At 53.4% G+C, this 13,399-nt stretch carries 12 protein-coding genes and 1 tRNA gene; 1 reads left to right on the top strand and 12 read right to left on the bottom strand.

All coding sequences use genetic code 11. From position 1 onward, the window contains the following. Positions 1-338 precede the first annotated feature (338 nt). The 8 genes from KTQ90_RS11050 to greA form a co-directional block, all read right to left on the bottom strand. Positions 339-420 (bottom strand) — tRNA-Leu (locus tag KTQ90_RS11050). A 142-nt stretch (positions 421-562) separates the two neighbouring features. Beyond that, positions 563-1,105 carry a rubrerythrin gene (gene rbr, locus KTQ90_RS11045; protein ID WP_217318485.1) on the bottom strand — a complete coding sequence of 181 codons (543 nt, stop codon included), beginning with the start codon at positions 1,103-1,105 and terminating at the stop codon, positions 563-565. Positions 1,106-1,253: 148 nt separating this feature from the next. Continuing rightward, entirely contained in the window at positions 1,254-2,372 is a 1,119-nt protein-coding gene (locus KTQ90_RS11040; RefSeq protein ID WP_217318484.1) for a glycosyltransferase, read from the bottom strand. Between the two features lie 38 nt (positions 2,373-2,410). Then, positions 2,411-3,508 (bottom strand): glycosyltransferase, encoded by a 1,098-nt coding sequence (locus tag KTQ90_RS11035; RefSeq protein ID WP_217318483.1) that lies wholly within the window; start codon positions 3,506-3,508, stop codon positions 2,411-2,413. 56 nt (positions 3,509-3,564) lie between these two features. Beyond that, positions 3,565-4,383 carry a LicD family protein gene (locus KTQ90_RS11030; protein WP_217318482.1) on the bottom strand — a complete coding sequence of 273 codons (819 nt, stop codon included), beginning with the start codon at positions 4,381-4,383 and terminating at the stop codon, positions 3,565-3,567. 66 nt (positions 4,384-4,449) lie between these two features. Then, the gene (locus tag KTQ90_RS11025) at positions 4,450-5,823 is read right to left on the bottom strand and encodes a bifunctional cytidylyltransferase/SDR family oxidoreductase (RefSeq protein ID WP_217318481.1); all 1,374 of its coding nucleotides are present in this window, start codon (positions 5,821-5,823) and stop codon (positions 4,450-4,452) included. Between the two features lie 24 nt (positions 5,824-5,847). Then, positions 5,848-6,246, bottom strand: a complete 399-nt coding sequence (locus tag KTQ90_RS11020; protein ID WP_022157348.1) for an HIT family protein — start codon at positions 6,244-6,246, stop codon at positions 5,848-5,850. 196 nt (positions 6,247-6,442) lie between these two features. Then, a complete protein-coding gene (gene greA, locus KTQ90_RS11015; RefSeq protein WP_217318480.1) occupies positions 6,443-6,910 on the bottom strand; it encodes a transcription elongation factor GreA in 468 nt (155 codons plus the stop codon). 402 nt (positions 6,911-7,312) lie between these two features. On the opposite strand from greA, the gene KTQ90_RS11010 reads away from it, so the two are divergent. Beyond that, positions 7,313-7,906, top strand: a complete 594-nt coding sequence (locus KTQ90_RS11010) for a GNAT family N-acetyltransferase (protein WP_217318479.1) — start codon at positions 7,313-7,315, stop codon at positions 7,904-7,906. On the opposite strand, the gene KTQ90_RS11005 is transcribed toward KTQ90_RS11010, so the two are convergent. From KTQ90_RS11005 to KTQ90_RS10990, 4 genes are all read right to left on the bottom strand, one after another. Further along, a complete protein-coding gene (locus tag KTQ90_RS11005; protein WP_217318478.1) occupies positions 7,903-8,475 on the bottom strand; it encodes a chromate transporter in 573 nt (190 codons plus the stop codon). The two genes, KTQ90_RS11010 and KTQ90_RS11005, sit on opposite strands and share 4 nt — an antisense overlap. Beyond that, the gene (locus tag KTQ90_RS11000) at positions 8,472-9,014 is read right to left on the bottom strand and encodes a chromate transporter (RefSeq protein ID WP_217318477.1); all 543 of its coding nucleotides are present in this window, start codon (positions 9,012-9,014) and stop codon (positions 8,472-8,474) included. The genes KTQ90_RS11005 and KTQ90_RS11000 overlap by 4 nt, the downstream gene beginning before the upstream one ends. A gap of 728 nt (positions 9,015-9,742) precedes the next feature. Further along, positions 9,743-11,671: a heavy metal translocating P-type ATPase gene (locus tag KTQ90_RS10995; protein WP_217318476.1), complete on the bottom strand. Its 1,929-nt coding sequence runs from the start codon at positions 11,669-11,671 to the stop codon at positions 9,743-9,745. Positions 11,672-11,795: 124 nt separating this feature from the next. Continuing rightward, a complete protein-coding gene (locus KTQ90_RS10990; RefSeq protein WP_217318475.1) occupies positions 11,796-13,007 on the bottom strand; it encodes an MFS transporter in 1,212 nt (403 codons plus the stop codon). Positions 13,008-13,399 lie beyond the last annotated feature (392 nt).

Below are 13,399 nucleotides of genomic sequence, written 5' to 3'. Positions count from 1 at the left end.
TAAATGGAAACAAAAAAATATCGCTCAAGAATAAAAACTTGAGCGATATTTTTTTGACGTGTATATACTAGCATCGCGGATACGCTTACCTCTGCGGCTGGGAGATAGCCTGGGAGATAAAGCCATTTTTCAGAAATCTACCAGCCGATATTGTTCACGTTTGTCGCACATACTCAGCGAGTTGCCAAGAAAAGAATCGGCGGCTGGAAGATATGGTAGATTTTTTCGCAAAACAATTTTTTATTTATTGCTGTCCGGTAAAACTAATAATGTGATTATAAACGGGTATACACAAAAAAAACGACTAAGCGTTGAAACCAACTCTTAGTCGTCTACAGTACCCAGACCCGGGCTCGAACCGGGATGGGTTGCCCCACTGGTGTTTGAGACCAGCGCGTCTACCGATTCCGCCATCTGGGCATTGGCGTTTTGCGAGTGCAAAGGTACGCTTTTTATTTCGTTCCGCAAAACTTTTGAAGCAAAAGTTTTGCGGAAGCGGTTGTTTTTAAAACTATGTGCTGTGAAAATACGCAGGAATGCCCACGGCTCCTACTTATTACTTTTAATAGTTTTCTGCCTTCAGCTCGAAGTACGCCTGCGGATGCTTGCACACCGGGCAGAGCTCCGGAGCCTGCTTGCCTACAACGATGTGACCACAGTTGCGGCACTGCCAGATGCAATCGCCGTCGCGAGAGAACACTACGCCGTCCTCGATATTCTTCAGGAGTTTGCGATAGCGCTCCTCGTGGTGCTTCTCGATAGCACCTACGCCACGCATAGCGGCAGCAATCTCTGCGAAACCTTCCTCGTCGGCCTCCTTAGCCATGCGATCGTACATGTCAGTCCACTCGAAGTTCTCGCCAGCAGCAGCATCCTTCAGGTTCTCTACGGTGTCCTTGATGGCACCACCCTGCAGATACTTGAACCACATCTTTGCGTGCTCCTTCTCGTTCTGTGCTGTCTCCTCGAAGAGAGCAGCTATCTGCTCATAGCCCTCCTTGCGAGCCTTTGATGCGTAGTATGTGTACTTGTTGCGTGCCTGCGACTCACCTGCGAAAGCCTCCTGCAGGTTGCGCTCTGTTTTTGTTCCTTTAAGTTCCTTCATAATGATTATTCTTTAAGCCATTTTTACTTTGTTTTGCAAAGAAAGTGCAAATCGAGTGCAATCAAGCTTGCTTGAATTGCCGAGATGCAGCCTTTCTTCTGCAAAGATACAGATTAAGTTTGAAACTGCAAAGGAATGTTTGTAATTTTTACAAACTAATTTCTTTTATAACCTCAGCAACCTCCTTTGCGCAACGTTCGTCGTTGAACATTCGCTCAGCAAGTTCGCGTCCGCGACAGCCCATCTTGCGTGCTTCTTCGGGATGAGAGGCTATGTATTCGACGGCTCTCTGCCACCCCTCGACGTCGCCATATTCAACGGAGATGCCGCAGCCAAGACGGTCGAAGTCGACCGGTATCTGCGGATTGCGACTGCAGATGATGGGCAGACCGAGAGCGAGCGCTTCCACAACGGTGGTGAGTCCGGCGGTGTAGCGTGTGCGGTGGCAGCAGATGACTACGCAGTCGGCTTTCGCCACTTCGCGAGCTATCTCGTAAGGCAGCAGTCCGCATATCTTCACCACGTCGATGTTATCGGCGGGTTTGCAGCGCTCCACGGCTTCGAGGTTGGGGTTGGGCACGTTCGGGTTCGGATTGATACCTATATATAATATAAGGTGGCGACCGGTGCGGTTGAACGCTTCGATGAGCGTGGGCTGGTCGCGCTGCTCCTTGCCAGTGGCGATGAAAGATGTTGAGGTGGTGTTGTGGTGAGGTGGTGTTGTGGTGAGGTGTTGAGGTGATGAGACTTGCTCCGCTTTGAGTTCAGCCTTTATCTTATCATAAAAGGCGAGGTCGGCACCCCAATGCCCTACGACGAGCTTGCGCGGATCGGCTTTCGGCGCCTTCAGCGAGTCGTCGACGAGTTTCTGAGAGAAGAATATCAGGCGGTCGAAACCTTTGTAGAAAAAGCGACCGAGCAGTTCGCGCAGGCGGCTCTTCGACTTCACTATGGGCTGGTGGTGCCACACGACGATGGGCTTGCGGAACAAGCCGAGTGCGCGCAGCAGCACAACGAGTTCGAGACCTTTGTAGTGGGTGGCATAGATGGCGTCGAAACGCTCGCGGCAGGTGAGCACACGCCACGCCGTATAGAGCGCTGTCTTCAGTCGGGAGAGTTCGTGCTTCGGCGAGCGGTGATACACCACGTCGACGCCGTTGTCGGCAAGGTGGCACGCTCCGTATAGGAAATGCGACGGGAACTCGCCCTCCGCCATGCGACGGAGGCAATACTGTATGTTCTGCGTATGGTAGAAATAAACCTTCATAATATGTATGGGGTTGTTACGGGTAAGACCGCCGGATGTCAACGGTAGGTCTTGCCTACGAGGTAGCGGTAGTTGTATATCTGCATGAACGGATGGAGCACGGCGCGCAGAAACGCAACGGGGTCGGTCTCGTGGGTGTAGAAGATGCGGTGGCGATAGCGCACGTACATTCGCAGCAGGCCGAAGAACGCCTTCAGTCCCCTACCCGTCTCGTAGTTGAGCAAGCGCAAGCCGTCGCTGAAGAGGGCGTTGTCGGTAGTGGGGAGAACGGTGTTTTTGCTTGACGGAGAAAGCTCCGAATCACGAAGAACTGCTTCAGAAACCGAGAAGGCAGTCTTCGACTTGCGTTCTACCCAAAGCAGAAAGTCGCGGCGAGCGGCGAAGTGGGCGTTCATCCAGGGCTTCACCTTCGAATAGTTGCGCACGCCGTACCACACCATGTAGGCTGCATTGTCGGCAGACCGCACACGATGGGCGTCGACACCGACGTATGTGGCAGCCTCGGCATAGCGGCGCTGGCGCACAAGCACCTTATCGAGCAGCACGATGCTGTCGAGAGCCGCAGCGGCAGTGGCGGTCATCACGTCGTAGCATGTGCGGCGATATATCTCGGGACACTCCTCCTCGGTAGGTATCACGTCGAGCAACTCGCGACGCAGCATCTGGCAGTGGCCCATCATCGAGGCATAGAACAGACGGATGAGGTTGCAGTTGGGCCGGCGACTGTCGTAGCGCACCTCAGCACCGGTCTCGGTGAACGGCACCGATCGGCAGACACACATCATGTTCTGACCGATAGCGGCGCTTTGCTCCTCGAGCTTCGTAGGCAGCCAGATGTCGTCCTGGTCGCAAACGGCGATGAGGTCGGCTGTGGCGCGGTGCATGGCTGAGAAGAAGTTGCGGTTGATGCCCTGCTGCTGCGCGTTCTGATAGACACGCATCTGCACTCCGTGGGGCGCACGGCGGGCATAGTCGGCGAGCATCTCCATGGTGTTGTCGGTAGAACAGTCGTCCTGCACTATTATCTCCTTCGGCGGCTGGGTCTGCGCAAAGAGCGAGTCGAGCTGCTCTGCAAGGTGTCGACTCGCTCCGTTGTATGTACACATCACCACCGCTACGGTTTCGGTCTGCTTCATTTCGTATAAAATAATTATGTTAGCAAGAGTGTTGCGGATAGCTTTATGCCACAACACTACTTCTTGACTTCTGCCTCCTCAATCAAGTCGGGCAGAATGAATACGGCGTGAACCTTCTGCTTCTCCTTCGGCGGAACCTGCATATAATTGCGGTAGAGGTCGCTCAGATAAGCGTCGGGGTCGGCTGGCGCAGCGAAGCGCTTGCCTTCGAACTCTATCGTGGAAAGCGGGAACACGCAGTCGCGGCGGTGCATGATGCCGTAGCCGTTGTTGATAAGCACGTTGGAAATGTAGGTGTCGCACTTGCGTAGGGCGAAGGCTGCAGCCCACACCGATTTGCAGAAAAGATACTTCGCACCGAAGTAGAACAGTTCGAACGTAGCACGCCACGAGTACTGATGCGAGTGGTGCAATATGGAGTAGCACTTCGACATAGCCTTGCCGTAACGCTTGCAGAAGCTGCGCGACACGTTAGGGTAAGGAATGAACGGAAAGATGTCTACGAAGAGTCCCTTAGAGTAGTCAAGCGAGAAGTCCTCATTGCCCTCAACGTAGAACGAGTTGAGGTCGCGCACCTTCATAATCGGCTCTCTGGTGTTCTCGGTCTCGGGCGTTTGCAGCACGAGTCCGCTACGCAGTTCCTTAGGAGCAATCGCGGCGAAGCGGCGCGAGTCGGCGAGCGTCATGGCGATGTCGATATCGTCGTCCCACGGAATGAAGCCTCCGTGACGCACGGCGCCGAGCAGAGTGCCTCCGTCGAGCCAGTACTTGATGTCGTGCTTTCGACAGATGCGGTCTATCTCCTCAAGAATGGAGAGTTGCTTGAGCTGCGCACGACGGAGGTGGCGCTGTTTGAATTCGGTTATATAATCCATTTATAATTGTTTCGTTGAAGAACAGCAAGCCGAGAAGCCGACACGTCAACTCGTCGGCTTGCCTTGTTACTTGCCAGCCGCAGGTCGGCGCACGTCAATCACCTGACCCGTGCAGTCGGTGAGCAGGGTGCGCAGCGTAGCCTCAGCCACACGTTCCGGCATGAGCAGCGTCTCGTCCGGCTCGATGCCGAAGTTCTGCTGGCGCATCGGAGTCTTGGTGCGCTCAGGGTTGATGCAGTTGATGCTGATGCCGTCGGCATCCCACTCCTGCGCAACAGCCTGCACAAAGTTGACGATGGCAGCCTTTGTAGACGAGTAGATGCTGTAGAAAGCGCGACCGCGGGTGTACGAGCTGGATGTGAAGAAGATGAGCTTGCCGCGTGTGCGCTGCAGGTAAGGACGAGCACGCAGAGCCACGTTCACCGTGCCCATATAGTTGGTCTGCACAGCCTTCAGTATGGTGTCGTACTCCATCGAAGCGAGCGGTTCGCGGTTGAGCACGCCGGCGGTGTTGATAACATAGTCGATATGTCCTTCCTTCTGCTCCACAGCAGACAGAGCAAGAGCCACCTGGTTGTCGTCGCCGACATCGGTATGCGTTGCGCCGCGCGAGAACGAGTGCACATGAGCGCCGCTCTGCTCGAGCATCTCCACGATGTTCTTGCCGATGCCGTAGCTTCCGCCGAACACCACAGCCACTTTTCCGCAGAACGACTCAGCGCCAATCTGCACGTCGTTAGGCTCGGTGCTCTTCAGCTGGAACAGCTTGTCCATCATGTATGTGTCCTCGCGATAGGTGAGCTTCATGTTGCTCTCCTCGCCACGCACCACGAAGATAGGCTCTTCGGGCAGATAGGTGCGCACCACGCCACAGTCGTCGGTAGTGCGGAAGTTGGGATCCTTGAGCGCTTTCTCGTAAGCCTCGGCAATGAGCTGGCGGTCGAACGCCTGCGGAGTCTGTCCGCGACGCAGACGAGAACGGTCGGGGATGTTAGTGATGAAGTCGCCGTCCACCTCGATGATCGTATCGGCAGAAGGCACGGCTACGTTCACGGCGCGGTGGGTGTCGAGCGCCTTCACGACGTCGTCGATGATGCGCTGGCTGACGAGCGGACGTACGGCGTCGTGGAAGATGAGGTTGGCGTCCTCGTTCTGATAGGCGGTGATGGCAGAGAGCGACGAGTAGTAGCGCTCGGCTCCGCCCTTCAGTATCTTCTTCACCTTGCGCCACTTGTTGCGCAGCACGATATTCTCGAAGTCGGCAACGAGCGCCGGATTAGACACAATGGCTATCTCGTCGATGTGCTGGTTGCGCTCGAACACGTCGATGGTGTGCTCCACGACCATCTTGCCTGCCACCTTAAAGAACTGTTTCGGTGTGGACATACCAAGGCGTGAGCCCACTCCACCAGCGAGTATAATGGCAATGTTTCTCTTCATAGCTGAATTGCGGGGGTTGTTGTGTTACAGTTTCTTGAACTCGGTGTAGATCTTGTCGGCTATCTCGCGGAACTCCTCTTCCGAGAGCTTCAGCTTCGGGTTAGAGAAGAGCATGTCCTTCTCCGACTGCATCGGGATGAGATGGATATGAGCGTGTGGCACTTCGAGTCCGAGCACTGCCTCGCCCACCTTGATACATGGGAAAGCGCGCTTGATGGCTACAGCCACCTTCTTTGCAAACACCTGATACTGGGCAATCTCGTCGTCCTCCATGTCGAAGATGTAGTCCACTTCGCGGCGCGGAATGACGAGTGTGTGGCCCTTCACCAATGGGTTGATATCAAGGAAAGCGTAGAACTGTTCGCTCTCAGCACACTTATAGCTGGGAATCTCGCCTGCGGCGATTTTAGAGAATATATCCATAACAATAGGTTTTAAAAGTTTATTTCTACAAAATTAGTGAAAAAAACGGACAAGCACACGCATTCACACATATTTTTATATACGCGAAAGCCAGAAACCTCAGACTCCAGGTCTGCGGTTTCTGGCTTCGAACGTATTTTGAGCGCCCAATGAGGCGATTTTTCCAATGTCTGATGCGGTGCTACCACACCCTCTTTTATTCGAAAGAGATGCTATCGATGCGCAGGTGGATAGTGCCACGCGGAATCTTGATCTCCACTTCGTCGCCCACCTTCTTGTTGAGCAGTCCCTGAGCGATAGGTGTATTGATAGAGATCTTGCCCTCACGCAGGTTAGCCTCGCTCTCGCTCACGATGGTGTAGGACATCTTTGCTTTGTTGGCGAGGTTTGTCATCACCACCTTCGACAGAATCTGCACAGTATTTGTGCTAAGACGCGATGTGTCGATAATCTTCGCCTCGGCGATAGCAACCTTCAGACGGTTTATCTTCTCTTCGAGATGAGCCTGAGCCTCCTTAGCGGCGTCATACTCAGCATTCTCGCTCAAATCGCCCTTGTCGCGAGCCTCAGCAATAGCTGCAGAAGCCTTCGGACGCTCTACTGATTCGAGCTGTTTCAAATCGGCAACGAGCTTGTCGTAGCCTTCTTGTGACATGTAAGCCATGATTTCTTTGTTTGTTTTATTAATGTTTTTTCTTTACTATAACAAAAAAACAAGAATCCCGACACTGTTCCTGCTGCCGGAATTCTCATTCATCTGTCTTTATCTATTGTTTTTCAATATGCTACCGTTTCTGCTACGACAGGAGCAAAGCAGACCTTGATAGCCTTTGCGAAGTCTCACCCAGACTTGCCCGACGCCATGCTCTGCCCTCCGTGTTTAACAAAAATGGTTTGATTGTTTTTGCAAAGTTAGGCATTTAAATCCATATAAACAAGTGTTTCAGCGGAATTTATTTCCCCACTCCGTCGCCGGTCAACCTGCTGCGCACCTCTTAATATAAGTAAAAATATTTGTAGGTTCGGCGAGTTTTGCTTAAATTTGCCGGAAAAAGAAACTACTTGTATGACTATTATTCCAGCAACACCAGCACACGCAGCCGACATCGCTCAGCTCATAATGACGGCGATGACGGAAGATTGCTGCCAGTATCTGGCAGGCAAGGAGCACACGCTCGACGATTTCTATCACATGATGCTCGACCTCGTTCTGATGGACGACTCGCAGTACAGTTGGCGCAACACCTTCGTGGCTGTTGACGAGGAGGCTACGGAGGGCAACGTGGAATACGCACCGGTAGCCGGAGCCATCGTGGGCTACAACGGAGCCGACCTTCACCGCCTGCGCCGCCGCTTCCAGAAAGAAGCGCTGAAGCAACTCCAGATGGACTACTCGCAGATGGACGACGAAACCGAAGCGGGCGAGTTCTATCTCGACTCGCTGGCTATCTATCCCGAATATCGTCGCCGCGGCATAGCACGCCAACTGCTGAAACGTGCCACCGAGCACGCCGCAAGCCTCAATCTGCCTGCAGCGCTGCTGGTCGATAAGGGCAATCCCAACGCCGAGCGTCTATATCGTTCGGTGGGCTTCGAGTATTGCAACGACGCCATGTGGGGCGGACACGAGATGCGCCACCTGCGCTGTCCTATCGCTTAGAACACAAGCAGGCCCAGCACACCACAACACAGCATAACCAGTATCGGGTTGGTCTTGCGGTAGCGTGTCAGGAAGAACGTTACGGCAAAGAGCGCAACGCTGATACCGAAACCTATCGGCTCGTCTTTCGGCGAGCCGAAATTGTCTTTGGTCATAAGCAGCAAGGATGCGGCTGCTATCAAGCCTATAATGGCAGGGCGCAGACCGGCGAACACGCTCTTCACCGCCTTCGAGTCGCGGTGGGTCATGAGGTATCTCGATATGAGTATCATGATGATGAACGGCAACCATATGATGGAGAGCGACGCCAGCACAGAGCCTATCATCGCCATCCACTCGGGATAGCCCTGGTTGAGCACCGCCGTATAGCCTACGTATGTAGCGGCGTTGATGCCGATCGGACCCGGCGTCGACTGACTGATGGCAACGATGTCCGTAAACTCAGAGTTGGTGAGCCACGCATTCTTCACCACCGTCTCGTTGTGTATGAGCGACAGCATAGCGTAGCCGCCACCGAAGTTGAACGTGCCAATCTTCGTGAATATAATGAACAGTTTTAAAAATATCATTTTTCGAGCTTTGAGTTCAACATTTTTCCATAAAGATATCCTGCCAAGCCGGCAGCTATGATGATATATATCGGCGACACGCCCAGCAGCCATATCAGCGCCGCACACGCCACCGGTATCCACGCCGTGCGCCATGTTATGTTCGCCGTCTTCGCCATCTTGAAGCACGGCGCAGCGATGAGCGCCACCACAGCCGGACGCACTCCGCGGAAGAACTTTGCAACATACTCGTTGTCCTTGAAGTTCTGGAAGAACATCGCTATCACCATTATCGCTATAATCGATGGCAACGAAATGCCCAATGCTCCGACTATACCGCCCCACACACCGCGCAACTTGTAGCCGATGTGGCTCGCCATGTCGATGGCAAAGATACCGGGCGTGGTCTGCGCCACAACCATTATGTCCATGAACTCCTGACGGTCCATCCACTGGTGCTTGTCTACAAACTCACGCTCCATAATCGGAATCATGGCGTAGCCGCCGCCCAACGTGAAGGCGCCAATCTTGTTGCATGTAAGAAAAAACTCTAATAACATCTGGATATATAAAATTAAAAAAATCCATTACAGCTGTGCTGCAATGGACCAACTATTTACTAATTCCTATTTTCTCAATTTTGTTTGGACTCCGCGTTTCCGCTTCATCCTGCGTAGGGTGAGAAAGACCGTTACTTGTTGTCTTCTCCCCACATTCCTATTGCAGCTGTAGCTGCGAATAGGCTCATCATTACCGTCATCAACATAACTTTTCTACTTAATTAACCATTTAACTACCAAACTATGTACCTTCTATCAACAATACTAACCTAATAACTTACTTACCTTTTCAACCTAATACCTTTACCAAAGTTACCCTTTACTTTTCACCTTTTCTAATACCTTCTGTGTTGTTATCCTAACCTTTTACCTTACTAATACCTTAGTCATCCTAATCTTTTACCTTCTTGTTGTCCTGAATCTTCTTTACCTTTAAGACTTTCCTATCGAATTATCCTTTCAATACCTTTTACCTAATGTTGTTAGTCAATCGGTTGCCTCACGGTTCCCTTGTTTTGACGATGCAAAGTTACAATTGTTTGCGTACACAAACAAGTGTTTACACTCTTTTTTCGCTTAAAAACGCCTATTTTTGACCTACGTCAACCCTTAATGTGTTCGCACACACCTGCAAACGATTGCAACTTGCCCAACACTTCCCCACCCCGTACGCCGCTTCTCTATACATTATTATATATAATAGCGGCACATCAGAGTTGCGATTGGCGTTACGCGTAGCGCAGGCGCAGCGAGTTGAGCACTACGCTTACGCTTGAGAACGCCATCAGGGCGCTTGCCCACATCGGCGTTATCTGAAAGTCGACGCCGAAGATGTGTAGGGCGCCGGCGGCGAGGGGTATGCAAACGATGTTGTAGACGAACGCCCAGAAGAGGTTCTGCCATATCATGCGCACGGTGCGTCTACTGAGCCTTACGGCTTCGGGCAGCGCCATGAGGTCGTCGCCCATCAACGTTATCTGCGCCACGTCCATCGCCACATCTGTGCCGCGACCGATGGCAATACCCACATCGGCGAGGGCGAGCGCCTGCGTGTCGTTGATGCCGTCGCCCACCATAGCCACGCGCTTGCCTTCGCTCTGAAGTTGCTGCACGAGCGCCTGCTTGTCGCCTGGCAGCACCTTGCTGCGATAGTTGCGTATGCCAGCCTCAGCAGCCCAGTAGCGAGCCGCCTCCTCCTTGTCGCCACTCATCATGTACACCTCGATGCCAGCCGACTGCAGCTGCGCCATCGCCTCCTTGGCATTAGGCTTCAGCGTTTCGCGCTCTTCGAGCGGTATGTCAGACGGGCGTGTGAAGTCGATGTTCGGGTTCGGAATGGTGAGCGTGCCCGTCTTGTCGACGACGAGTGCCAGAATCTTATGCAGGTTCTCCAGCGCCGACGCGTCCTTTATGAGAATCTGCTTCTGCGCCGCCTTCCCGATGCCCACCATGAGCGCCGTCGGCGTAGCCAATCCCATTGCGCAGGGGCAGGCTATGACGAGCACAGCCACAGCCGAGAGAATAGCGTGCGGCAGTGCAGCGTTGCCTCCTACAGCCCACCACACGCAGAACGTGAGCAGCGCGATGGCAGCCACCGTCGGCACGAACACCCGTGCGGCTCGGTCTACGATGCGCTGCACGGGCGCCTTGCTGCCCTGCGCCTCCTGCACCATGCGTATGATGTGCGCAAGAGCTGTGTTCTCGCCAATCTGACGCGCACGCATACGCAGTTTGCCCTGACTGGGTATGGTTCCGGCGAGCACGGTGTCGCCTGCTTTCTTCATAGCCGGTGTAGGTTCGCCGCTTATCATAGCCTCGTCTACGTACGCCGCATCGGCAGTCATGAAACTCTCAGCCGCACACACCACACCGTCCACCGGAATCTTCTCTCCGGCGCGCACCTCTATCGTGTCGCCTATCTGAATCGTCGAGATAGGCACCTCCTCCATGCGGTAGTCGTCGGTGTCTTCCATCTTCTCGTGCGTCACGATGCGCGCCGTCTTGGGCTGCATACCCATGAGCTGGCGTATGCTGCTCGCCGTGCTGTCTTTCGCTTTCTCCTCAAGACACCGACCGGTGAGCACGAACGTGATTATCATCACCGAAGCGTCGAAGTAGGTGTGCCACTCTATGCCGCGTGCTCCCCAAACCGCCTCGCCGAAGAACGTATTGAACGTACTGAAGAGGAACGCTATGAGCGTGCTCAGCGCCACGAGCGAGTCCATGTTCGCCGTGCGATGCGTTATCTGTTTTGCCGCCGACACATAGAAGCGTCTGCCACAGTAGAACATGTTCAAGAGGGCGAGTATGAGGCAGATTTGGTTGTTGAAGGCTCCGTCGCCGCTCATGCCGAAGTACATCGTGAGCGCGGCAAACAGCCACGAAAGTAGCGTGCGGCGGCGCAACAACGTATACTCGCGACGGTTAATCTCCTCGGCGTTGCGGTCGCTCTCCACCACGAGGTCGTAGCCGGAGTTGCTCACCTCGCGCTTCATGTCGTCGAGCGTAATCACATCTGGGTCGTAGTCTACAAGCACCGTGCGTGTAGACAGCGTTACCGTAGCCGAGTTGACGCCCCGCAGCTTACGGAGCGTATTCTCTACGTTGGCGGCGCAGACAACGCACGCCATACCTATAACTGGTATTGTCTTTTTCATATCTATTTACTGCATTTACGAGTTTTATAGGAAAAGTGTAATTTTGATGCTTCAAAAATACAGGAAAAGTGTATTTTTGAAGTATCAAAAATGTAGGAAAAGTGTATTGGCGAGTTTAAAAGCACTACTTCTTCTGCGTATCGGGCAGCAGTCCGGCGATTATGCCGAGCAGCGGCAGGAATGCGCTCACCTTGAAGATAAATTCGACGCTGGTCTTGTCGGCGAGCCATCCGAAGAACGCCGAACCGATGCCGCCCAGTCCGAACATCAAGCCGAAGAAGATGCCGGCTATAAGTCCTACCTTGTCGGGCATGAGGTCGGTGGCGTAGACCACTATCGAGGAGAACGCCGAGGCGATGATGAGTCCGGAGAGGAAGGTGAACACGATGGTCCATGTCAGACTGACGTAGGGCATGGCGAGAGCGAACGGAGCCGCGCCAAGGATAGAGAACCATATCACGTACTTGCGTCCGAAACGGTCGCCGAACACGCCGCCGGCGAGCGTGCCGATGGCGAAGGCGGCGAGGAACACGAAGAGGCATATCTGCGAAGCCTGCACCGAGACACCGAACTTGTCGATGAGGTAGAACGTGAAGTAGCTCGTGATGCAGGATGTGTAGAAGTATTTCGAGAAGATGAGCAGGATGAGTATGAGCAATGCGCCGTACTTTGCGCGTCGGGAGATGTGCGTGTTCAGCGCTTCCGCCTTGCGCGGATGCTTCACGGCGTACTGTAGGCGGGCTTTATACCACGCTCCGAGGCGCACCATGATGAGTGCTGCGAGCAGGGCGGCTATGGCGAACCACGATATGGCGTGCTGTCCGAAGGGCTGGATGATGAGCGCTGCGAGCAGCGGGCCGAGCGCCGAACCGCCGTTGCCGCCCACCTGGAAGATAGACTGCGCAAGACTCTTCTTGCCGCCCGACGCCAGTTGCGTCACGCTCGACGCCGTAGGGTGGAACACGGACGAGCCGAAGCCTACGACGCTCACAGCCAGCAGTATGAGCAGATAGTTCTCGGCGAACGCAAGCATGAGCAGTCCGGCGAGCGTGAAGCACATGCCGACGGAGAGCGCATAGGGGCGCGGATGGCGGTCGGCAGAGAGTCCGGTGAAGGGCTGCAGAATGGAGGATGTCATCTGAAAGACGAGCGTTATGATACCTATCTGCGCGAACGAGAAGTCGAACTTGTCCTTGAGGATAGGATAGATAGACGGAATGATCGACTGTATCATGTCGTTCAGAAAGTGGGAGATACAGCAGATGACGAGCACAGAATAGGCCGTGCTCTCCGCCATTGTAGGGTTGCCTTTAAGTATGCGGCTTATTGATTTCATAAATGTTTTTTATTTTTTTACTTTTAAAAGCGTTTGTGGATGCGTGGTATGGGCAAGATGCCCATACCTCCTATTTAGCCGCAAAGTTACAGCTTTAATCTGAAACAGAAAAGCGTTTGTATGAGATAACCGAAAAAAGCCGGAGGCAACGATGCCCCCGGCTTCTAACTCTAAAAACAAGTTTCTACTATTACGAACTTATATTAACAACTAAACCTTTTCATTATTCTAAGCCGAGCTAAGCCTTCTTAAGCCTTTCTAAGCCAAGAAGAACATAGGCGGCGTTTAAGCCGAACTAAGCCTTCTTAAGCCTTTCTAAGCCAAGGCAAACTAAGCCTTTCTAAGCATTTTTAGGCTAACTAAGCCCTCCCCGACGGGGAGGGTTGGGAGGG

The sequence above is a fragment of the Leyella stercorea genome (genome assembly GCF_019052365.1).
Lineage (GTDB): Bacteria > Bacteroidota > Bacteroidia > Bacteroidales > Bacteroidaceae > Prevotella.
This window is presented reverse-complemented; position numbering and strand designations above follow the sequence as displayed.